Consider the following 22139-nt stretch of genomic DNA (forward strand, 5'->3'; position numbering starts at 1 on the left):
ATAACAGGTCGTCATCGCCCGGCTTGACCGGGCGACCCAGTACGCCGCGGCCTCTCGATATTACTACACCGGCTCTGGAATACTGGGTCACCCGCTTTCGCGGGTGACGACGAGTTTGGTGTGGCGGGCTTACGGGTTTCGCTCTGAAACCCTACCGTATCGGCGGCGCGTACTGGATGCCGCCGGCGCTCCAGAGCTGGTTGAGGCCGCGCGGAATCTTGAGCTTTGATCCGGCCCCGACATTGCGCTCGTAGACTTCGCCGTAATTGCCGACATGGCGGATGATGCGCACGGCCCAGTCCTTGGTGAGGCCGAGATCCTCGCCATAGGTGCCTTCGGTGCCGACCAGCCGCATCACGTCGGGTTTCTTCGACTTCAGCGCCTCGTCGATGTTCTTCGAGTTGACGCCGAGTTCCTCGGCGTTGATCATCGCGTACAAGGTCCACTTCACCAGCATCATCCAGTCGTCGTCGCGCTGCCGCACCACCGGCGCCAGCGGCTCCTTGGAGATGACGTCGGCCAAAATGACGTGGTCGTCGGGCTTTGCCAGGTTCAGCCGCAGCGCATAGAGCTGGGAGACGTCGGCGGTGAACGTGTCGCACTGGCCGGAATCATAGGCCTTGATGACATCCTCCAGCTTGGCGAATTTCTTCTCCTCGTACTTCATGTTGTTGGCGCGAAAGTAGTCGGCGAGGTTGAGCTGCGTGGTGGTTTCCGCCTGCACGCAGACCTTGCTGCCGTTCAGCTCCAGCGCGGAATCGATGTTGCGCGCCCGCGGCAGCATGAAGCCTTCGCCGTCATAATAGGCGACCGCTGGAAAATAGAGATCGTAATTAATCTCGCGCGCCATGCTCCAGGTCGAGTTGCGCGACAGGATATCGACCTTGCGGTTCTGCAGTTCCTTGAAGCGCTCGCTGGCCTCCAGCGGAACGAACTTTGCCTTGGTCGGATCGTCGAAGATGGCCGCAGCAACCGCGCGGCAGAAGTCGACGTCGAAGCCGGTCCAGTTGCCCTTGTCGTCGGGAATCGAGAAGCCGGGCAGCCCCTTGTTGACGCCGCACAGGACCTCGCCGCGCCGTTGCGTGCGTTTCAGCGTCCGCGTGTCGTATCGTTCATAGGTGATGGCGACGGCCGCGACGACGACGGCGACCGCCAGCCCGATCAGGAGCCCGCCTCGGAATGTCCGCATGTTATTTTCTTTCGCAATAATCGGAAAAATGGATCGGCGGTGAGGGCAGGCGCCGCGATTACAAGGCCGGTTCCTGCCGTACGATGACCTTGGTGCCGACGGGAACGCGATCGTAGAGATCGGCGACGTCGGCATTGACCAATCGGAAGCAGCCGGACGAGACCTTGGTGCCGATCGTGTCCGGCCGGTTGGTGCCGTGGATGCGGTAGACCGTGGTGCCGAGATACATCGCGCGTGCGCCAAGCGGATTGCCCGGCCCGCCGGCCATGAAGCGCGGCAGATAGGGCTGGCGCGCGATCATCTCAGGCGGCGGTGTCCAGTCCGGCCACTCCGCCTTGCGCGTGATGCTCAAAAGCCCCTGCCACTGGAAGCCGTCGCGGCCGACGCCGATGCCGTAGCGGATCGCCCGGCCGCCCGGCTGGATCAGATAGAGATGACGCTCCGCGGTCGAGATGATGATGGTCCCCGGCGCCTCGCTGGAGCGGTAGTACACGACCTGCTTGCGGTATTCCGGATCGAGCTCGACGGAGTCATCGGGCAGCAATCCCGGTTGGTCGCCGACATCGGGCTGCTGGGCATAACCATGCGAGACCGACAGCATCAGGCCTATGGCCGCAACCATCATCCAGATCAGGTGCCGAAATCTTGTCATTCAGGGGACTCCCGGTCGCGCGGTGGTTGAAGCTGCCCGGCGCGCATCATCGTTTCGCAAGACCATTGGAACCATCAAATCCCAGGGACGGCGCAATGGCAAGCAAGCCGGATATGCCGCTGGAATAGCTGCGATTTTGGCGACGCCGGGCTGTGTCCCAAATGCCTCACGTCGGCGCGAGCCACAGCCGTAAGCCGAAAGCGACGACGGCGACCGTGCCGACCCCGCCTAGCCAAAGGGCCAAAAACCACAGCAGGCGCTGCTTGAGCGGCCGCGGTCTTTGTTCATCTGGCATCAGTGATAGCCGCTCCCGGCCCTTACCTTGCCGCGGAAGACCCAATAGGCCCACGCGGTATAGCCGAGAATCAGCGGGATCAGCACGGCAACGCCGGCCAGCATGAAGAGCTGACTGTTCTCGGGCGAAGCCGCCTGCCAGATGGTGATGCTCTGCGGCACGATATAGGGAAACATGCTGATTCCCAGGCCAGCATAGGACAGCGCGAACAACGCCAGCGACAGGAAGAACGGCTGATGGTCCCATTTGTTGGCGAGGCTGCGCAGCAACAGTGCGGCGACGGCGGCGACCGCGATCGGCACCGGCGCGGTGAGGATGATGTTCGGCCACGAGAACCAGCGCTCGGTATAGTGCACGTGCAGGAACGGCGTGGCGATGCTGACCACGCCGATCGCGCCCAGCATCACAAACAATAGCGACCAGCTCAGGCGGTAGGCCTTGTCGCGCAGCGCGCCCTCGGTCTTCATAACGAGCCACGTCGCCCCCAACAGCGCGTAACCGACCGCCAAAGCGAGGCCGGTCAGGATGCTGAACGGCGTCAGCCAGTCCCACCAGCCGCCGGCATACTGCCGCCCCTCGACGTGTATGCCCTGCAGGATCGCGCCGAGCGCAATGCCCTGCGCCAGTGCCGCCAGCAGCGATCCGCCGGTGAATGCGACGTCCCAGCGATTGCGCCCGCCCTGCGTCGTGCGCCAGCGGAACTCGAAAGCGACGCCGCGAAAGATCAGGCCGATCAGCATCGCGACGACAGGTGTGTACAACGCCGGCATCAGCACCGCATAGGCCAGCGGAAACGCCGCCATCAGGCCGCCGCCGCCGAGCACCAGCCAGGTTTCGTTGCCGTCCCACACCGGAGCCACGCTGTTCATGATCACGTCACGCTCGGCTTTTTCGGGAAACAGCGGAAACAGGATGCCGAGGCCAAGATCGAATCCGTCCATCACCACGTAGACGAAGACCGCGAAGGCGATGATGAACGCCCATATCGTGGCGATGTCGAAGGCGAGCAGCGATGAACCGACCGCTAGCGCCGCCAGCGGCGACGCTGAATCGGCCGTGCGGAGCACGCCATAGACCGTAAAGGGTTGGCGGCCGACCTCGGTCGTGAACCAGCCGACCAGCACCGCGGCAAAACCCGCAGGTCCCATCGCCAGCGCGAACCACTGTAATAGCCGGGATTGGTAGAGCGAGCCGCGCCAGCTGCCCACAGGCTCAACAGGCCAAGCCCCAGCATCAGAAAGCCGAGCCCGACCATGATGCGGAACGTCCAGAAAATGATCGGCACCGGCGGCCAGTTCTCGCGTGGCACGGTGTCGAGCCCCGCCAGTGGCGCATCGAGGGAGTGCTTCAAGACCAGCGACGACAGTTTCGGAATTTCGATCGCATATCTGACCTCGCCCGCGGCCTGATCGGGCAGGCCGAACAGGATCAGCGGCGCACCGTCTTTGTGGCTCTGGTAATGACCTTCCATCGCCATCACCTTGGCGGGTTGATGCGCGAGCGTATTGAGGCCGTGCTGGTCGCCGGCGAGAATCTGGATTGGCGCTACCAGCGTCGCCATCCACATCGCCATCGAAAACATCATCCGCGGGCCGGGCAGGTTTTGGTCGCGCAACAGGTGAAACGCGCCGACCGCGCCGACCACGAGTGCGGTGGTGAGATAGGCCGCCAGCACCATGTGCACGAGGCGGTAGGGAAACGACGGATTGAAAATCACCTTGAGCCAACTGGCAGCGACGAACTGGCCGTCGGCGTTGACGGCATAGCCGGCCGGCGTCTGCATCCAGGAATTGGCGGAGAGAATCCAGAACGCCGATATCAGCGTCCCGATCGCGACCATCAAGGTGGCGAAAAAATGCAGCCGGTGACCGACCCGCTCAAGGCCGAACAGCATCACGCCGAGAAAGCCCGCTTCGAGGAAGAACGCGGTGAGCACCTCATAGGCCATCAGCGGGCCGACAACAGGTCCGGTCTTGTCGGAGAATGCCGACCAGTTCGTGCCGAACTGGTAGGACATCACGATGCCCGAAACCACGCCCATGCCGAACCCGACCGCGAAGATCTTCAGCCAGTAATTGAACAGATTGATGAAGACCTCGCGCCCGGTCCACAGCCACAGCGCTTCCAGCACCGCAAGGTAGCTGGCAAGCCCGATCGAGAAGGCCGGAAACACGATATGAAACGACATCGTGAACGCGAACTGCGCCCGTGCCAAGCCTACCGCATCCCAGCCCTCGAACATAGCAGCCACCATCGTCATTCCGAGCGGAGCCTATCACGCGGGATATGACGATGGTACTGCCTCTTCGCGGAGCTGTTCAGCTCGAGGCGTTCAGCAGGCGTGCGATGGTGCGCTCGATCTGCTCGTACTGGCCCTCGCCGTCGTGCTGGAACACGATCTTTCCGCTTTGATCGATGATGTATTGCGCCGGCCAATACTGGTTGCGGTAGGCGTTCCAGGTCTGTGAGTCGTTGTCCTGCGCGACCGGATAGGTGATGCCGTGCCGCTTCAGCGCGGCCTGCACGTTGGAGACCGATCTCTCGAACGGGAATTCCGGCGTGTGGACGCCGACCACGACCAGGCCGCGGTCTTTGTATTTCGCATAGAGTTCGGTGACATGCGGCAGCGTGTTGACGCAGTTGACGCAGCCATAGGTCCAGAAATCGACCAGCACTACCTTGCCGCGGAGATCGCCGAGGTTGAGCGGCGCGGAGTTGAACCAGTGGCTGATGCCGGCGAAGTTGGGCGCGCTGCCCTGCGCCTCCGCAACCGCGAACGGAGCGCTCGGGGCGTGCGCAAGTTCTCCGGTGATGCCGGGGCGGGTTGCGCCGATCACGCAAAGGGCGAGTAACGAGGCCGAGATGGCGAGCGATCGTAACGTCATGATGTTCTCCCTGGGTTGTAGATTGATTACAGGCCGATCTGGCTCTGCGGATAAAATGCGGTCAGCCACGCCACGATCAGCGTGTCGTATTGGAAGTAGGAGAGAACTGCGAAGGCGATCACGACCAGCCCAAATCCCTGCTGCAGTTTTGGGGAAATCCGCGCGATGCTGCGAACGCGGGTGGTGACGGCCTGGCCGCCATAGGCAATCGCCAGCATGGGGATCGCGGCTCCGATCGCGTAGACCACCAGCAGCGCGCTGGCCCAGCTCGTGTCTTTGGATGTTGCGACCACCGTGAGGATCGAGCCCAGCACGGGGCCGGCGCACGGGGTCCAGACCAGACCGAGCGTGGTGCCCAGCACAAAGCCGCCGAGATTGCCCTGGCGCGACCCAGCTGCGCCGGCGGCGCCGGTCGTGAGTCCATTGAGCCGGATCGACAGCCATTCGAACGGCGCCGGCCACACCATCAGCAGCCCGAACCCGAGCAGCAGGACCGCCGCGCCGGTGCGCAAGGCGTTGGGATCGAAGTCGAAAATATCGGTGACCGCGCTGAGCAACAAGGCGGCCGCGGAAAACGAGATGACAAACCCGAGCGCGATCATCGCGGGGCGCAGTTTGCCGGTCTGGCCGACCGAGGCACCGAGCAGGATCGGCAGCATCGGCAACGTGCAGGGCGCAGCCACCGTGACGATGCCGGCGAGCAGGGCAAGAACGAGACTAAGCATCACAGCACCCATTGAACTTAAGGGCCTGGTGGCCGCGCGTGAAGGTCAATGGTCCTTCGGAGGCGGGGGGTGCTGTGTTACGGAGCCGGCGTCACGTGTTCGTGACATATCGCCGCGCTCACTCAGGCCCAAATACAGAGCGACCCGGAAGGGGGGCATCCCGTCCGGGTCGTTGGAGGTCATTTGGGAGGTGAAGATCGGTCGTCAGAAATATCGTCGGTCAGAAAACTCGGTTCAGCGGATCACGCAGACCTCGCTGAGGCTCTTGCTGCTGCAGTCGACCACCTGCTCGTGCACCAGCATCGAACCCCGGTCGCGCTGCGCGCGAGGGGCGGTGTTCTGGGTAGACAGAGAGGCCAGGGTGCAGATCGCGCCGAGCGGAATGATGAAGAAGCGGAAGGGCGGTCTTGTCATTTCTCTCACTCCTCTCTCGGCGTCGCGGTTCGATTCGGTAATTATTGGTTTAAAGAGTCAGTTTTTCCGCATGATTTCGTCGATTGTTTCATTTGTTTCGTGAGTTACATCCTCTGGCGCGGCCTTGCCGTAAACAGCGCGACCCATTCAATTTGCGGTCGTTTCCATCACGCCGCGAGGCTGTCGATGCCGGCGCCCCTGAGCAGCTCGGCGAGCTGCTTGCGGGCGTAGAACATCCGGGTCTTCACGGTGCTCTGGGGGATGCCGATGATCGTGCCGACCTCTTCCACCGACTTCTCATGATAGTAGACGAGGTTGATGATCTCACGATGCGCCGGTGACAGCTTTGCAACACAGGCGCGCAGAATCGCCGACGTGTTGCTGCGATCGAGCGAGGCTTCGGGCGTGTCGGCCTGGTCAGCGATCTCGAGCACGTCTTCCTGCTCGATGTCTTCGTGCCGCCGCTGACGCAGCGCGGTCAGCGCCTTGAAGCGGGCGATCGACAGCAGCCAGGTGGAAACCTGCGAACGGCCCTCGAACTGCTTGGCGGTACGCCACACGTCGAGGAAAACCTGGCTGGTGAGGTCTTCTGCCATGGAGCCGTCGCGCACGATGCGCAGAACGAAACGATAGACCCGGACATTGTGACGCGAGTAAAGGATGTGCATCGCGGTCCGGCCGCCATCGGCAATGCTCTCCAGAAGCATTTCGTCGGAGGTCGCCTGGGCAGCAATGATGCCTTGGCGGGCTGCGGCATTGATGGCGATGACGTTCTGCATGACAGGCTCCCACTGACCGCTACGGTACGGCGCTTCGTTGGGGCAAATTGTTAATGAGCCAACGTTTCGGGACGTCTGCACGCCGAGGGGAAAATGGTTTCGTGATCGGGAGAATTGTTTCGTCGCCACCTTCGCGACGAAACAATTGGACATCAAAAGCCAGCAATTTGAACGAGATGCCTTTTGCATCGATCCGGCGCTATCCGGGGCCGTGACCTGCCTTAATTGGCCTCCGGGTCGGAACGACCGCGTTATTCGGGCGTTTTGGCCCTTTTGGCCTGGTCGACCCGGTCTGATTGGTGTTCTATTTGCGACCTGTGCAGGCCGAAAGACAGAATTCGCGGCCTGCACGATCAGTCCGGAACGATTCGATAAATCCGCCCTGTCGCTGCGTCGCGAAGACGGTTTTGCCGTCAATGCCGCCGAAAGCGAGGTTGGTCGGCTCCTTCGCCTTCAGTTCGATCTCCCGCGTCAGCATGCCCGCAGGCGTCAGCACGGCGATGGTGCCCCTCAATATCCGCGCCACATAGAGATTGCCAGACGTGTCGGTGCGCAGACCGTCGATGTTGAAATCGGCGAACCGCTTCACGAGCCTCGGCGACAGCAGACGGCCGCCGTCGATCCGGTACGACCAGATCTCCCGTGTGTCGGATTCGCCTACATAAAGCGTCTTGCCGTCGGGACCGAGATCGATGCCGTTGGTCGTGCTCATTTTCCGCGTCGCGGTCATCTTTTCGCCGATGATGGTGCCGTCGGCCGATTTGGCGATCCGCCAGACCTGCCCGTCGTGGGTTTTCCAATGCGGGTCGCTGGCGTAGATCGTGCCGTCGGCCGCGATGGTCAGATCGTTGGGCTGATTGAACTCGTCGGAATGGAAGTAGGTTTCGACCTGTTTCCCGTCCGGACTGACCAGGAAGATCTTGTGCTTCTTGTAGTCGGCGACGAACATCCGCCCCTCGTGGTCGAAGCGGATCGCGTTGCCGACGCTGCCCTCCGGGAGCATCGCGAATAATTCCGACTGCGAGGCGTCCACGGCCAGTTTTCCGATCGTGCCGGGCTTGCCGAAATTGACGACGTACAAATTTCCCTTCGCATCGACCGCCGGCCCCTCGATGCCGAAGGTGTATTCGCCCGCCGGCGTGACTTGCCTGCTCTGAAAGGGCGCTTCCTGGGCGATCGCGGAGGACACGATCAGCCCTGCGACGGCGAGCTCACAAAGGATCCAGATTGTTCTGCTCGATATAATAGCCGTTCGCATCCGTGCACGTGCCATTCAAATAGAGGTCGGCCGGACGGTAGATGCGGTAGCTCGGCTTTTCCTTTGGGTGTCGGTCGACGACGACCACGACCATCTTGCTGGGAATTGCGCCGCATTCGTGTCCCGCGCGATCGCGGAACTCGCGGTCGATCCGCCCGGGCCGGATGCGCATCCGCTTTCCCGGCACCATCCTGTCGACGAAGAGATCGGCCGCCGCGAGCAGCGGCTTGTATCCCGCCTCATGCGCCATCAGCTCCCGGCCGTCGGGCGGGTCGGGGGGCATGACCCGATCGGCGCCGATGCCGTAGAGGCGGGTATGCAGCCGGCCGGATTTTGAATCGCCGGGGAACAACCAGCCGTCCTGCGACAGCAGGAAACGAAGCGCGGTCTCGTCCTTCTCTTTCTCGCTGAGACCGGGCTTCAGACCAAAGCCCGAATGGCAGCTTTGACAGTGCTTTTCGATCAGCCCGGTGCGGATCGTCGTCAGCCGCTGGCGCTGCGAAGAATCGCCCTGGACGAATTTGACGAGTTCGTCGATCGCCTGCGGCGACCTGACGTCACATGGCAGGGCGTCCGGTGCTTGCGAAGCCGCGGCATCGATGCGGAGGATCGTCTTGTTGTGATCCTCGACCAGCCAGATCGCGCCGTCCGAGGCCACCGTCATGCCGACCGGGGCGCCGCGTGGCCGGATGCCGTTGACCTTGTGCCATTCGGTGACGAGTTCGGTGAACGGCGCCGCCGCGACCTCCGGCTTTTGTTCGGTCTGGAATGCGCGGCTCGGATCGGCGGCGCAGCTGACACGGTAACGGACCGGCGGCGGACTGGTTTTCGGAAAGCCGAAGGCGTCGACGTCGTAGAAAATAACGCGGCTGCCGCTCGGCCGGTAACCATGCAGTCCGACAATGAGCTTGCCGTGCAGTTCCGCGAATTTGCTGCCGCTGTAATAGAACATGGCAAGCGGCGCGGCGTGCGGCGGCAGTAGCGAAAGCGGCTGGCGATATCGCGCCGTATTGGCGCAGAAATTCCTGTAGCGGGGATCGGCGAGCAGGAACGGCTTGAATTCCGGGCTTGGCGTCGAGAGGTCGTAACAATAGGGCCAGCCGTAATGCTTGCCCCTTTCGATCGCGTTGAGCTCCTCGTTCGGCTCCAGCGGATCGAGCAGATCGCGGCCGTTTTCGCCCTGCAGAAATGCAAAACCGTCGGCCGGGAAATCGGGATGTACCGCCAGCGCCATCGAGTTGCGCAAGCCGCGCGCATAGATGTCGCGCACAGGATTTGGGTCGCCCGGCTTCAGCGTGGGAAAGATCCCGCCGGGCGGCGGGGTGAATAGCCAGATGGCGGCGAACGGCGCGGGCCCTTCCCCGGCGACGCAGGGTTTCGAGATCGGTTTGAAGCAGCTGTCGGTGGGGGCGCCGACATTGATGAAGATGCGCCCCGTCTTGTCGAAGACGAATGGCTTGAGCGGATGAACGCTTTCCTCGACCACGCTTCCGTCCGAAAGCGTGACTTTCCGGCCCGGCAGCTTCTGGACGACCGTCTCGATCGTGCTCTTGGGATTGCTCGCCAGCGGATCGAAGCGGAAGATCGTCTCCGACGTGGAGGCGTAGACCTTGCCGTCCGGTCCGACCTGGAGCCCGAACGGAAAGTCCAGTTTGTCGATCAGGACCGATATTCGCTTGCCTTGCGCAGCGTCAGGGTCAAGCAGCAGCAGCCGCCCCTGGCCGGGATTCCAGCTGCCCATGTCGGCGATCACGAACTGGCGATGCCCCGGGATCTGCACGATCGATCGCGGAAAGATCAGGCCGTCCTCCTCGCTGGCGACGAGGCCCGCGCAATAGCCCTCACGCAGGCCGATGCGAAGTTTCGGATAGGCGTCCGGCGCCTCGCCGCAGCGCTGGTCCGTCAGCGCGTATCCGCTTTTGAGCACGGTTTCGGCGCCGGCCTTCGGCCATCCGATGGCGGTAGCCCACAGCAACGATCCGAAGAGCAGAGCGCCAATTCTCAACGATGAACGCAAAAGACCCCCGCACGAATTGTCACAATGCTTCCCCGAGCGATGTATAACATGCATCCGAAGTTGGCGGCCGCGATCGAAGGAGCTTTGTCGTGAAGAATTCAGTTTTCGGGATAGTGGCGGTCCTCCTTCCGCTCGCAGCCTTCGGCCAGTCGGCGTCCGCGGCGCCGGCGACCGTGTCGGGACCGACGGCGCTCGCGGTCGCCGCCGTGGTCGCCCAGTATTCGCCGGTCCTGAACCCCGGCGAGAGGAAAGTCATTGCCGGCCTGTTCGACGGCAACATCAGGATGAGCTATCCCCTGAAGAAATTATCGGTCGACGCCGATAGCGTGATGTGCCGGATCAGCAACGTCGCTATCGCCGATCGCAGCTGCGAAATCACGTTCAAGAAGGGCAAACGCTCCCTCAAGGGCCATGCTGCCAATGAAGTCTACGCCACGCTCGCTTCGGCCGGGATCACCGCGGAAGGCGCTGCCGGCTCCATGATCCAGAACATCTCGAAATTGAGCTGCACGCTCAATCTCGGCGAGATCAAGCAAAATGCCGGCGGCGGGGCGGACTGTTCGTGGCAGGCCGGGCCGTAGCTTATATTTTCTTACCCCGCCACGCTTGCGGGGAGAGGCATAGGCCGCCTTTGGCGGCCATTCTTGGAAAAGGACGCCGAAGCGGAGCTTCGGCTATGTCGCGCTTGCGATCCGGGTGAGGGGGACTCTCAACGTTCGTTATCTATCGAATTTGCGGAAGCAGCCCTCACTCCAACCCTCTCTCCGCAAGGGCGGGGCGAGGGAGCTACCATTCGCCCGGGTCAGCCGCTCACGCCTTCTCGCCGGCGGGCGAGAACAGATAGCCGCCGCCGCGGATGGTGCGGATCACCGCGGGCTTGGTCGGATCGATCTCGATCTTGCGGCGGATCCGCATGATGCGGAGATCGACGGCGCGGTCGAAGGCTTCGGCGTCGCGGGCGTTGGCGAGCTCCAGAAGCCGCTCGCGCGATAGTACCCGCTTCGGATTGGCCGCGAACACCTTGAGCAGGCTGAATTCGGACGCAGTCAGCGGGTGTTCATTGCCTTCGTCGTCGCGCAGCGCCTGCGCCTCGAGATCGAGCCATTTGGTGCCGAACCGCACCAATCGGTCCTTGGCGGCTTTGGCGTTCGCGGCGTCCGGCGCGGGCGCTGCCCTAGCCGGTGCGCTCCGCCGCAGCACCGAGCGGATCCGCGCCATCAATTCGCGCAATTCGCAAGGCTTGGCGATGTAGTCGTCGGCGCCGAGTTCGAGGCCGACCACGCGGTCGATCGGGCTCGCGGTCGCCGTCAGCATGATCACGGGAACGTTGATGCGGCTTTTCAGGTCGCGGATGATGGAAAGCCCGTCTTCCTCCGGCATGTTCAGGTCGAGCACCACGAGATCGGGCACGCTTGTTTCGATCGCGCCGCGCAGGCTCCGGCCGCCGTCGCACAGCGTCACGGTGAAGCCGTGCATCTTGAGGTAATCGCCGACCATCTCGCGGGCCGGGGCCTCGTCGTCGACTATGACAATATGCTGGCTCCGGCTCATGACAACTCTGTTGCAGGCAAGATAACGGTAAAGGTCGAACCCTGACCGGGCCCGGGGCTGTTGGCTTTCACCTCGCCGCCATGCATGTCGATGATGCGCTTGACAATCGACAGGCCGAGCCCGGTCGAGCTTTCGCCGGCGGTGGGTTTGGCGGAGAGCCGCTGGAAGCGGCCGAACAGGCGCCCGAGATCCTCGGGCGACAGGCCGGCGCCTTCGTCGGCGACGCGGATGATGGTGTTGTTGCCCTCATGCGTTACCACCACCGTGATCTTGCCGCCGATCGGGCTGTATTTGATGGCGTTGCTGATGAGATTGTCGATCGCCTCCCGCATCCGGTCGGCATCGCACATGGTGACGAAGTTCGGCGGCGCCGACACCGTGATGGCCTGCTGCTTGTTCGCGGCCAACGGCTGGTTGGCGTCCGCGACTTCGCTGACGAGCCCCGCGACATCGACCGCCTCGCGGCGGATCGAGATGTCGAAGGCATCCGCCATCGCGTCCGAGATCAGGTGATCGACCATCGAGGTCAGGCGCCTGGTGGCGTCGCGGATGTGCTCGACCTGGGCGGTGACGCTCTCCTTGGAGGCGCTGGCGGTGATCAGCTCCACCAGCATTTCGGTGCGGCCGAGGATCACCCCCAACGGATTCTTCAGGTCGTGGGCGACGGTGCCGAGAATCTCGTTCTTGAAGCCGTTGGCGCGCTGCAGCCGCAGCCATTGCGACGACAGGCGGCGGTTCGCCTGCATCAGCGCGCGGGTGCGCTGGGCGACGCGGTCCTCGAGCTGGGTGTTGGCCTCCTGCAGCTGCTGATAAAGGATCACATTGTCGAAGGCGATCGAGAGCCGGCTGCCGAAAATCTCGACCAGCGCCCGGTCGGTCTCGGACAATTGCCGCTCGGCTTGCAGCAGCACCACGACTTCGCGCCCGCTGCCGGTGCGCAGATAGAGCACGCTGCGCTGATCGGAGAACTCGTTCTTGCGGCGCTGGAATGCCGCTTCGACCATCTGGCGCAAATCCGGATCGAGCGACCGCGAACTGGTGGTGCCGATGAAACGGCTGTAGCAGCCGGAGCCGGCAAGCACCGAAAAATCCGAACCCGAAGGGCTGCCGTCGTCGCGCAGCACCAGGATGCCGGCGCAATCGACGTTGAGCAGCGACGCGAGCTGGGTCAGCACCCCCTCGGCGAGCCGCTGCATCGATTTGAAATCGTACAGGGTGGAGGCGGCGTCGATGATGATTTCCAGCCCGCGCCGGGTCTGCATCATGCGCTCGAGCTGCTGATAGCTGCGCAGCGCCGCGGTCAGCGAGGTGAACAGCCTGTCGGCGGTCAGTTCGGTCTTCGCCTTGTAGTCGTTGATGTCGTACTGGACGATGACGCGGCGCTCCGGCGCCTGGCCGGGCTGGCCGGTGCGCAGGATGATGCGGACGGTTTCGTTCCGGAGGTCGTTGCGGATGTATTCTACCAGGTCGAGCCCGGCGGCGTCGGTCTCCATGATGACGTCGAGCAGCACGGCGGCGATGTCGGGATGCGTGCGCATCAGGGTGCGGCCCTCGGCCGCCGAATAGGCCGAGAGGATCTCCAGGCTCTGGCCGTGCAGGCTGTAGTCGCTCAGGGCGAACCGGGTGCCTTCGTGCACGGCCGGATCGTCGTCGATGACGGCGATCTTCCACTTCCGCGCGGTCGAGGTCTCCGGAACCGTTCCGGTGTCGTCGATCAGGTGGAGGACATCGTCCTGTTCGGCCATTGAGGGGTCCCGTCGCTTGCCTGGTCTGCGGTTTCCGAGCCGCCCCTGGCGGTCCTGGGTATGATAATGCGAAATGTGGTGCCTTGTCCCAGCCTTGAATCCAGCATCATCCGCCCGCCGAGCTGCTGAGTGACAAGATTATAGACAATATGCAAGCCGAGGCCGGTGCCGCCCTCGTTGCGGCGCGTGGTGAAGAACGGGTCGAACGCCTGCCGCTGCACGTCCGGCGTCATTCCGGCGCCGTCATCGGCGAAAATGATCTCGACATCCTCGGTGCCGCGCGCCCTCCCGGAAATCGAGATGGCGCCGGCGCGCCCGTCGGCAAACGCGTGATTGGTGGCGTTGAGAAACAGATTGGTCAGGATCTGGCCGTAGGAGCCGGGATAGCCGTCGATGATCAGCCCTTCCGGCACGTCGACCGAAAGCGTGATCGGCGACCGCTTCAGCACCGGCTTGAGGCTCGCGATGATCTGGTCGGTCGCCTCGCCGAGCGAGTACTGGCGGCGCTCGGCATGCGAGCGGTCGACCGCGACCTGCTTGAAGGACTGGATCAGCTCGCCGGCGCGATGCAGGTTCGCCACCAATTGCCCTGCTGCATCGCGCGAGGTCCGCACGAATTCCTCGAGCTGGGAGCGGCGCAGGGGCGAATCCGATCTCAGTTCGGCCTCGAACATCTCGGCGCGGCGCGAGAAGCTGGAGGCCACCGTCAGGCTGATGCCGATCGGGTTGTTCACTTCATGGGCGACGCCCGCGACCAGCCCGCCGAGCGCCGCCAGCCGTTCGGCATCGATCAGGTTTTGCTGGGCGGTGTTGAGCTCGAGCAGGGCCCCTTCGGCCTTCTCCTTGGAAGCGCGCAACTCGTCTTCGGTCTTGCGCTTGGCGATGGCGTTCTCGCGGAACACTTCGACCGCGCGCGCCATCGCGCCGATCTCGTCCTTGGCGGTGGTGCCCTGCACCTGCCGGTCGTAATCGCCAGAGGTGATGGCGCGCATCGCCAGCATGATCTGCTGCAGCGGCAGGCGGATCGAGAGCGCGATCAAGACGCCCACGGTGATGATGATGCCGAGGAAGATCACCGCGATCGACAATACCCTGCGGGAAATGTCGCCGAGCGTCCGGTCGAACGTCTCCTGCGCCTTCTGCTCGCGCCGGCGCATCTTGACCGAGAGATCGTCGATGGCACCGATCGCGTCGGCCTGGCTGGCGTCGATGGTGTTGCGCAACAGCTCGGTGCGGTTGGCGAGCTCCTCGGTCAGTTTCGCAAAGCCCTCCCGCAGCGCCACCGTCCGTTCCTTCAGCCGGTCCAGCGCCAGTCGCTGCAGGTCGTTGTCGGCGAGATCGGCCATCACGGGGATGGTCTTTTCGATGGTTTCGGTATTGCGGCGCGCCTCCTCGGCGGACGCGGTGGCCAGCGAAAGATAATAGGCATTGGCGGCGACCAGCATTCCGGTGAAGGCCTCGCGGGATCTTCCGAGCGACGGCCAGATCTGGGCGTCGCGGTGGCCGGTGGCGCCCTCGATGACCGAGTAGAGCCCGGCCATGTCGCGCGCCGGGGTCAGGACCTCCTGCTCGTAGGTTTTCGAAATGGTCGCCTGCACCCCGCGCAGCTCGCCGAAGCCGTTGAGGAAGCGTTCGGTAACGCGCTCGAGTTCCTCCACCGATCCCGACAGCATCGGGTCGGTCGAGGCGCGCGTGGTCAGGGTGCCGAGCACGGCTTCGCGCAGCAGCAGGATCTCGGCGAACAGCTCGGGGCTCGGCTGATTGATGTAGCGATGGATCAGGTTCTGCAGCCGGCTGGTTTCGCTCTCCAGCACCGCCAGGATCTTGTCGGATTCCCGGACCTGCCGCACGTCGTCCCACGCCGAACCGAGCACTTGGGCGCCATTCCAGATCATGGCGGCCAATACCACCACCACCGCCGAGTTCAGCGCGGCGATCGACAGAATGCGCCAGCGGATCGGCACGGCGCGGAGCAGCCCGACAATGCCGGAACGGCCCCGCGCGGCGAGGCTCGCCGGACGTTCCGCAGTCTGGTCCTGCCGGGGAACTTCCAAGCCTGATTACTCCACCTTGCGCATGAACCGGCCGGAGCGGATCGCGGCATCGCGGAATTCGTAGGCAACCGCGCTCGCCGCGGTCACCGTCAAAAACGGCACGACCACGGATGTCGCGGTCCGCGAAAGGTCGGCGCGGCTGTACACAGGCACTATCCCCTTATGATGAGGTCGGCGAAGGCACAAAAAGGTTCAATGCGTTTTCTTGGCGGGTGCTGGCGGGACCCGGCTATTGTGCCAGCGCCGCCGACGTCGTCAATTGTGCACTGCGAGCGGGGCCGTCGCGGATTGAAAGCGGGGGCTTTGGGTTCTATGAGGACGGCTGACGCGTGGAATCGCGTTTTTGAACGGCTGCTATGAATTGGAACGGGTTCGGCGGTGAAATCGGCTTTGAAATGCTTGCAGCTCGCGCTCGTGGCCGTTGTGGCTGTATCGGCGTCTCCGGCGCTCGCGGTCACCGACATCATGTGGTGGCATGCGATGTCGGGCGAGCTTGGACGGCAGATCGAGAAACTCGCTTCCGACTTCAACGCCTCGCAATCCGACTACCGGATCGTCCCGCACTACAAGGGAAACTATACCGAGACCGTGACCGCGGCGATCTTCGCGTTTCGTTCGCACAGCCAGCCCGCCATCGTCCAGGTCAACGAAATCGCGACCGCGACCATGATGGCGGCAAGGGGAGCAATCTATCCGGTGTTCGACCTGATGGCCGACCAGCAGGAGGCGTTTTCGCCTGCCGATTATCTTCCTGCCGTCACCGGCTATTATGCCGACGCCGCCGGCAATCTGCTGTCGTTTCCGTTCAACGCATCGACGCCGATCCTCTACTACAACAAGAAAATATTCCGCGCCGCCGGTCTCGATCCCGACATCGCGCCGAAGACCTGGCCCGAGGTCGGCGCCGCGGCGAAGCGGCTGCGGGCGGCCGGCGCGCCTTGCGGCTTCACCACCTCGTGGCCTTCCTGGATCAATGTCGAGAATTTTTCCGCCTACCACAACCTGCCGCTTTCGACGCAGGCCAATGGCTTTAGCGGGCTCGACGCGGTGCTGACCTTCAACAATCCGACGGTGGTGCGGCATATCGCGCAACTGGCGGAATGGCAGGTCACGAAGGCGTTCGACTACAGCGGCCGCGCGACGACGGCGGAGCCGCGGTTTTGGAACGGCGAGTGCGGCATCTTCATCGGCTCGTCGGCGACGCGCGCCGATATCCGGAAGAATTCCCCGTTCGAAGTCGGCTACGGCGTGCTGCCGTACTGGCCGGACGTTGCCGGCGCGCCCCAAAACACCATCATCGGCGGCGCGACCTTGTGGGTGCTGCGCAACCGGCCGCAGGAGGAATACAAGGGCGTCGCCAAATTCTTCGCTTATCTGTCGAAGCCCGAGATCCAGGCCGCTTGGCACGAGAACACCGGCTATCTGCCGATCACCCGGGCCGCCTTCGACCTCACGCGCGCGCAAGGCTTTTACGAGCGCAATCCCGGCACCGCAATCTCGATCGAGCAGATGACGCTAAAGCCGCCGACCGAAAATTCGCGGGGGCTGCGGCTCGGCTCGTTCGTCCTGATCCGCGACGCGATCGACGACGAACTGGAGCAGGCGTTCGCGGGCAAGAAATCCGCGCAGGCCGCCCTTGATTCCGCGGTCGAGCGCGGCAACCGCCTGCTGCGGCAGTTCGAGCGCGCCAACCCGGACCGGTAGAAACGCCCGATGCATTCACTGCCGGGCTTAAGAAATATCGAGGCCTTCCGTGCGTGGCGGGCCGATCCGTCGCGATGCTTGCCGGCGGCGCTCGACATCGCGCGCAGCCACGGACTGCCGCACGGCGATGCGCAGCTGTTTCCGACCGGCACCAATCTCGTCGTTGCGCTCGACGAGTTTTTGGTTCTGAAGATCTTTCCGCCGCTGTTGCGCCATCAGTTCGTGTCGGAGCGTCTGACGCTGTCGCTGCTGCGCGGGCGGCTGTCCGTGCCTATCCCGGAAATCGTGATCGAGGGCGAGCGCGACCAATGGCCGTATCTCGTCATCACGCGGTTGCAGGGCGTGGTGGGAGCAGAGGCCTGGCCGATCCTCCCCGAAGATCAGAAGGAGCGCGTCCTCGCGCACATTGGCGAGACGATTGCGCAAGTGCAGCATGCGCCGGTCGGCGAGCTGTCCGGTATCGAGCCGCGCTGGCCTGAGTTCATATCAGGGCAAGTCGAGGGATGCCGCGCCCGGCATGAACGTCTCGGGCTGCCGCGCAAATTTCTGGACGGGCTGGACCACATCCTTCGCGATGCGGCGTCGCTCATTCCAATGAACGCGCCGCCGGTGATCCTGACCGGCGAATACATCCCAGAGAATTTTCTGCTGAGCCAGCAAGGCGGCGACTGGCAGTTGGCCGGGCTCATCGACTTTGGCGACGTCATGACAGGGTGGAAAGAGTACGACCTGCTGGGTCCCAGCGCCTTCATGGCGGCCGGCCTGCCGCGCCGTGTCGACAGTCTCTTTCGCGGGTTCGGATATTCGAACGCCGATGTCGATTCCACGATGAAGCGCCGGCTGATGGCGCTGATGCTGCTGCATCGTGCCAGCGATCCCGTGAGGCACATCTGCATCGAGGGCTGGCAGCAAAGAGCCGCCGACCTGTTCGAACTGCAGGAATTGCTCTGGCCGATTTGACCAAGGCGTGCCCTCCAAATCCGTTCGCCAGCCCAAGAAAGCGGCGCACAAAATATCTGCACTTTTTGTGGGCAAAGATATCTCTTTGTATGCAAGTGGGTCGCGCGCCCCACCATCGCCGTACTCAATATTCGGAAGCCAAATCATGTGCTTAAAGCGCGATTAGGCTTCCGTTAAGTTCTGGCACAAACCTTGCGAAAGCTTCTCCAAAGCCTGATCCCCCGTGCGTTGGAGCCAGCCGATGAAGCGTCGCGATTTCCTGAAATCCGTCACCGGCGTCGCGGCCGGCGCCATGGTGCCGGCGCCGGCGATCTGGTCCGCCGCCAAGGCCGATGCGCGCTCAGAGACGCTCCTGATCGTCTCGGAAGGGGGTCCCAACAATCTCGACATTCACGGCATCGGCACCAACGTGCCGGGCTATGAGGTGTCGTGGAATTGCTACGACCGCTTGATCAGCCACGAGATGAAAAGCGGTCCGGGCGGCGTGCCGTATTACGACCGCGACAAGTTCAAGCCCGAACTCGCCGAGGACATGAATGTCGGCGACATGTCGGTGACCTTCAAGCTGAAGAAGAACGCCAAATTTCACGACGGCACGCAGGTCACGGCCAAGGATGTCAAATGGTCGCTGGACCGCGCCGTCAGCGTCGGCGGCTTCCCAACCTTCCAGATGAGCGCGGGCTCGCTGACCAAGCCGGAGCAATTCGTCGTCGTCGACGACAACACCGTGCGGGTCGATTTTGCCAAGAAAGACCGCCTGACGATTCCCGATCTCGCCGTGATCGTGCCCTGCGTGGTCAATTCCGAACTGGTGAAGAAGAACGCCAGCGAGAAGGACCCCTGGGGCCTCGAATACACCAAGCAGCAGACCGCGGGTTCGGGCGCCTACAAGGTGACAAAATGGACCGCCGGCACCGAAGTGATCATGGAGCGCAACGACGAGTGGGTCGGCGGTCCCGTGCCGAAGATCAAGCGCGTGATCTGGCGCATGGTGCCGCAGGCCGGCAACCGTCGCGCGCTGCTTGAGCGCGGCGACGCCGATATCTCCTACGAACTGCCGAACAAGGATTTTCAGGAGCTGAAGGCGTCCGGCAAGCTCAATATCGTGTCGCTGCCGTTCTCGAACGGCATCCAGTACATCGGCATGAACGTCACCAAGCCGCCATTCGACAATCCGAAGGTGCGGCAGGCGGTCGCCTACGCTATCCCCTATCAGAAGATCATGGACGTCGTGCTGTTCGGCCTCGCCAATCCGATGTTCGGCGCGCCCGCGGGCAAGGCCACCGAAGTAGCCTGGCCGCAGCCCACCAAATATTTCACCGATATCGACAAGGCCAAGGCGCTGCTGGCCGAGGCCGGCTATCCCAACGGTTTCGAGACCACGCTGTCGTTCGACCTGAATTTTGCCGGCATCAACGAGCCGCTCTGCATCCTCGTGCAGGAAAGCCTGGGCCAGATCGGCATCAAGACCACCATCAACAAGGTGCCCGGCGCCAACTGGCGCACCGAGTTGAACAAGAAGGAGATGCCGCTCTACACCAACGTGTTCTCGGGTTGGCTCGATTACCCCGAATACTTCTTTTACTGGTGCTATCACGGCAACAATTCCGTTTTCAACACCATGAGCTACAAGTCGCCGGAGATGGACAAGCTGATCGACGGCGCGCGCACCGCCGCGGCCACCGGCGACACCGCGAGCTACGACAGCGACGTGAAGGGCTTTGTCGATCTGGCCTTCACCGATATTCCGCGCATTCCGCTGTATCAGCCCTTCGTCAACGTCGCGATGCAGAAGAACGTCTCCGGCTATCAATACTGGTTCCACCGCCGGCTCGATTATCGGGCGCTGGTGAAGGGGTGAGCGGGCGAAATGGCGAGCGGCGAGTGGCGAGTAGCGAATAAGGGGGTAGCGAGTAATGAACGAGAATAGCCATCATCTTCCATTCGCTATTCGCCATTCGCCATTTCCGCGGAGCCTCCCATGCTGACCATGATCGGCAAGCGGCTGATGTTCGCGATCCCCTCCTTGATCGGGGTGGTGATCGTCACCTTCCTGTTGACGCGCGCGCTGCCGGGCGATCCCGCGGCCTATTTCGCCGGTCCCGCGGCCAACAAGGAGGCGATCGAGCAGATCCGAAAGAAGCTCGGATTCGACAAGCCGCTGATCGAGCAATTCTTCCGCTACACCGTCGATCTCGCGCATGGCGATTTCGGCAATTCGCTCACCACCGGCCAGCCGGTCGCGACCGAAATCCGCAATCGACTGCCGGCCTCCGCCGAGTTGACGCTGCTCGGGCTCGTCGTTTCGATCGTGATCGCCATTCCGCTCGGCATTCTCGCCGCGACGAAGCCCGGCTCCTGGATCGATCATCTCTGCCGGGTGACCACCACGGCCGGCGTCTCGCTGCCGGTGTTCTTCACCGGGCTCGTGCTGGTCTATGTCTTCTATTTCCAGCTCGGATGGTCGCCGGCGCCCTTGGGGCGGCTCGACGTGTTCTACAGCGCGCCGCCGACGGTGACCGGCTTCTACCTGATCGATGCGCTGATCGCGCGCGACTTTGAAACCTTTCGCTCCGCGCTTAGCCAGCTGATCCTGCCGGCGCTGACCCTGGCGATCTTTTCGCTGGCGCCGATCGCGCGCATGACGCGCGCGTCGATGCTGGCGGTGCTGGCGTCGGATTTCGTGCGCACCGCGCGCGCCAGCGGCCTGTCGCCGACCACGGTGATCGTCACCTACGCCTTCCGCAACGCGATGCTGCCGGTCATCACCACGCTCAGCATGGTGTTCTCGTTCCTGCTGGGGGCCAATGTGCTGGTGGAAAAAGTGTTCGCCTGGCCCGGCATCGGCTCCTATGCGGTGGAAGCCCTGATCTCGTCGGATTTCGCGCCGGTGCAGGGCTTCGTGCTGACCATGGCGGTCATGTATGTGCTGCTCAATCTGATCATCGACATTCTCTATGGCGTGATCGACCCACGGGTCAGGCTTGAAGGGTGAGGTGGTAAGCATGAGCAGCGTTGCGCCAGCCGTCGAACCCGCAGGTCCCGCGCGCACCTCGGGTCTTGCCGCGATCTTCGAGCATACCCGCTACGTGCTCGGCGAAAACCGCGTCACCGCGTTTGCGTTCGGCCTTCTGGTCGTGATCGTCTTTGCGGCATTGTTCGGTCCCTATGTCGTGCCCCACGATCCGCTGGCGTCCGATACCGCGGCGGCGTTGAAGCCGCCGTCGGCGGCGCACTGGTTCGGCACCGATCAGTTGGGGCGCGACATCTTCAGCCGTGTCATCGTGGCCACCAGGCTCGACACCTTCATCGCCGTGGCGTCGGTGGTGCTGGTGTTCCTGATGGGCGGTCTCGCCGGCATCGCCGCCGGCTATTTCGGCGGCTGGACCGACCGCATCGTCGGCCGCATCGCCGATACCATCATGGCGTTCCCGCTGTTCGTGCTGGCGATGGGCATCGTGGCCGCGCTCGGCAACACCGTGCAGAACATCATCATCGCGACCGCGATCGTGAATTTCCCGCTTTATGCGCGGGTTGCACGCGCCGAAGCCAATGTGCGGCGCGACGCCGGTTTTGTGCAGGCGGCGCGGTTGTCGGGCAATGGCGAATTCCGGATTCTGTTGGTGCATATCCTGCCCAACATCATGCCGATCATGATCGTGCAGATGTCGCTGACCATGGGCTACGCCATCCTCAACGCCGCGGGCCTGTCCTTCATCGGGCTCGGGGTGCGGCCGCCGACCGCCGAATGGGGCATCATGGTGGCGGAAGGCGCGAGCTTCATGGTGTCGGGCGAATGGTGGATCGCGCTGTTCCCGGGCCTCGCTTTGATGGTCGCGGTGTTCTGCTTCAACCTGCTCGGCGACGGCCTGCGCGACATCGTCGATCCGCAGCGGAGAACGTAAGGACTG

Annotated in this window: 20 protein-coding genes and 1 pseudogene; 6 read left to right on the forward strand and 15 right to left on the reverse strand. The window is 63.2% G+C overall.

Going from position 1 to position 22139, the window contains the following annotated elements:
* Positions 1-151: 151 nt before the first annotated feature.
* The 11 genes and pseudogenes from B5525_RS13250 to B5525_RS13295 all read right to left on the reverse strand — a co-directional run bounded on the left by B5525_RS13250 (position 152) and on the right by B5525_RS13295 (position 10268).
* Positions 152-1189 (reverse strand): amino acid ABC transporter substrate-binding protein, encoded by a 1038-nt coding sequence (locus B5525_RS13250; RefSeq protein WP_079566407.1) that lies wholly within the window; start codon positions 1187-1189, stop codon positions 152-154.
* 58 nt (positions 1190-1247) lie between these two features.
* Positions 1248-1841: a L,D-transpeptidase gene (locus tag B5525_RS13255; protein WP_079566408.1), complete on the reverse strand. Its 594-nt coding sequence runs from the start codon at positions 1839-1841 to the stop codon at positions 1248-1250.
* 166 nt (positions 1842-2007) lie between these two features.
* Complete coding sequence (locus B5525_RS46245) at positions 2008-2136, reverse strand: DUF2474 domain-containing protein (protein ID WP_244567889.1); 129 nt, start codon at positions 2134-2136, stop codon at positions 2008-2010.
* Positions 2136-3083 carry a cytochrome d ubiquinol oxidase subunit II gene (cydB, locus tag B5525_RS46250; RefSeq protein ID WP_425305311.1) on the reverse strand — a complete coding sequence of 316 codons (948 nt, stop codon included), beginning with the start codon at positions 3081-3083 and terminating at the stop codon, positions 2136-2138. Before cydB ends, B5525_RS46245 begins: the two co-directional genes overlap by 1 nt.
* Before the next feature lie 54 nt (positions 3084-3137).
* Positions 3138-4396 (reverse strand): annotated as a pseudogene (locus B5525_RS45820) (cytochrome ubiquinol oxidase subunit I); the annotation flags it as partial.
* Positions 4397-4454: 58 nt separating this feature from the next.
* Positions 4455-5021 (reverse strand): thioredoxin family protein, encoded by a 567-nt coding sequence (locus tag B5525_RS13270; protein ID WP_079566410.1) that lies wholly within the window; start codon positions 5019-5021, stop codon positions 4455-4457.
* Between the two features lie 26 nt (positions 5022-5047).
* Positions 5048-5746 (reverse strand): cytochrome c biogenesis CcdA family protein, encoded by a 699-nt coding sequence (locus B5525_RS13275; protein WP_079573313.1) that lies wholly within the window; start codon positions 5744-5746, stop codon positions 5048-5050.
* Between the two features lie 234 nt (positions 5747-5980).
* Positions 5981-6160, reverse strand: coding sequence for a hypothetical protein (locus B5525_RS13280; RefSeq protein WP_079566411.1), 180 nt, complete (start codon positions 6158-6160; stop codon positions 5981-5983).
* 167 nt (positions 6161-6327) lie between these two features.
* Positions 6328-6939, reverse strand: a complete 612-nt coding sequence (locus tag B5525_RS13285) for a sigma-70 family RNA polymerase sigma factor (protein ID WP_079566412.1) — start codon at positions 6937-6939, stop codon at positions 6328-6330.
* Positions 6940-7243: 304 nt separating this feature from the next.
* Positions 7244-8212 carry an SMP-30/gluconolactonase/LRE family protein gene (locus B5525_RS13290; protein ID WP_079566413.1) on the reverse strand — a complete coding sequence of 323 codons (969 nt, stop codon included), beginning with the start codon at positions 8210-8212 and terminating at the stop codon, positions 7244-7246.
* Positions 8151-10268: a PQQ-dependent sugar dehydrogenase gene (locus B5525_RS13295; RefSeq protein WP_079566414.1), complete on the reverse strand. Its 2118-nt coding sequence runs from the start codon at positions 10266-10268 to the stop codon at positions 8151-8153. Before B5525_RS13295 ends, B5525_RS13290 begins: the two co-directional genes overlap by 62 nt.
* 35 nt (positions 10269-10303) lie before the next feature.
* Between B5525_RS13295 and B5525_RS13300 the strand changes: the two genes are divergently transcribed.
* A complete protein-coding gene (locus B5525_RS13300) occupies positions 10304-10795 on the forward strand; it encodes a hypothetical protein (RefSeq protein ID WP_154073192.1) in 492 nt (163 codons plus the stop codon).
* A gap of 229 nt (positions 10796-11024) precedes the next feature.
* Here B5525_RS13300 and B5525_RS13305 read toward each other — a convergent pair whose 3' ends face one another.
* The 4 genes from B5525_RS13305 to B5525_RS43840 form a co-directional block, all read right to left on the reverse strand.
* Positions 11025-11765, reverse strand: a complete 741-nt coding sequence (locus tag B5525_RS13305) for a response regulator (protein WP_079566416.1) — start codon at positions 11763-11765, stop codon at positions 11025-11027.
* Positions 11762-13510, reverse strand: a complete 1749-nt coding sequence (locus B5525_RS13310; protein ID WP_079566417.1) for an ATP-binding response regulator — start codon at positions 13508-13510, stop codon at positions 11762-11764. Before B5525_RS13310 ends, B5525_RS13305 begins: the two co-directional genes overlap by 4 nt.
* Complete coding sequence (locus B5525_RS13315) at positions 13480-15474, reverse strand: sensor histidine kinase (protein WP_154073821.1); 1995 nt, start codon at positions 15472-15474, stop codon at positions 13480-13482. Before B5525_RS13315 ends, B5525_RS13310 begins: the two co-directional genes overlap by 31 nt.
* 96 nt (positions 15475-15570) lie before the next feature.
* On the reverse strand, positions 15571-15711 hold the full coding sequence (locus B5525_RS43840) for a hypothetical protein (protein ID WP_154073193.1): 141 nt from the start codon (positions 15709-15711) through the stop codon (positions 15571-15573).
* Positions 15712-15978: 267 nt separating this feature from the next.
* On the opposite strand from B5525_RS43840, the gene ugpB reads away from it, so the two are divergent.
* The 5 genes from ugpB to B5525_RS13340 all read left to right on the forward strand — a co-directional run bounded on the left by ugpB (position 15979) and on the right by B5525_RS13340 (position 22133).
* Positions 15979-17268 (forward strand): sn-glycerol-3-phosphate ABC transporter substrate-binding protein UgpB, encoded by a 1290-nt coding sequence (gene ugpB / locus B5525_RS13320; RefSeq protein WP_244567891.1) that lies wholly within the window; start codon positions 15979-15981, stop codon positions 17266-17268.
* A gap of 9 nt (positions 17269-17277) precedes the next feature.
* Positions 17278-18228, forward strand: coding sequence for an aminoglycoside phosphotransferase family protein (locus tag B5525_RS13325; protein WP_079566420.1), 951 nt, complete (start codon positions 17278-17280; stop codon positions 18226-18228).
* Between the two features lie 241 nt (positions 18229-18469).
* Positions 18470-20089 (forward strand): ABC transporter substrate-binding protein, encoded by a 1620-nt coding sequence (locus B5525_RS13330; protein ID WP_079566421.1) that lies wholly within the window; start codon positions 18470-18472, stop codon positions 20087-20089.
* Between the two features lie 120 nt (positions 20090-20209).
* Complete coding sequence (locus B5525_RS13335) at positions 20210-21223, forward strand: ABC transporter permease (RefSeq protein ID WP_079566422.1); 1014 nt, start codon at positions 20210-20212, stop codon at positions 21221-21223.
* Positions 21224-21233: 10 nt separating this feature from the next.
* Complete coding sequence (locus B5525_RS13340) at positions 21234-22133, forward strand: ABC transporter permease (protein WP_079573315.1); 900 nt, start codon at positions 21234-21236, stop codon at positions 22131-22133.
* Positions 22134-22139 lie beyond the last annotated feature (6 nt).

The sequence above is a fragment of the Bradyrhizobium erythrophlei genome, assembly GCF_900129505.1.
Classification (GTDB): Bacteria; Pseudomonadota; Alphaproteobacteria; order Rhizobiales; family Xanthobacteraceae; genus Bradyrhizobium; species Bradyrhizobium erythrophlei_D.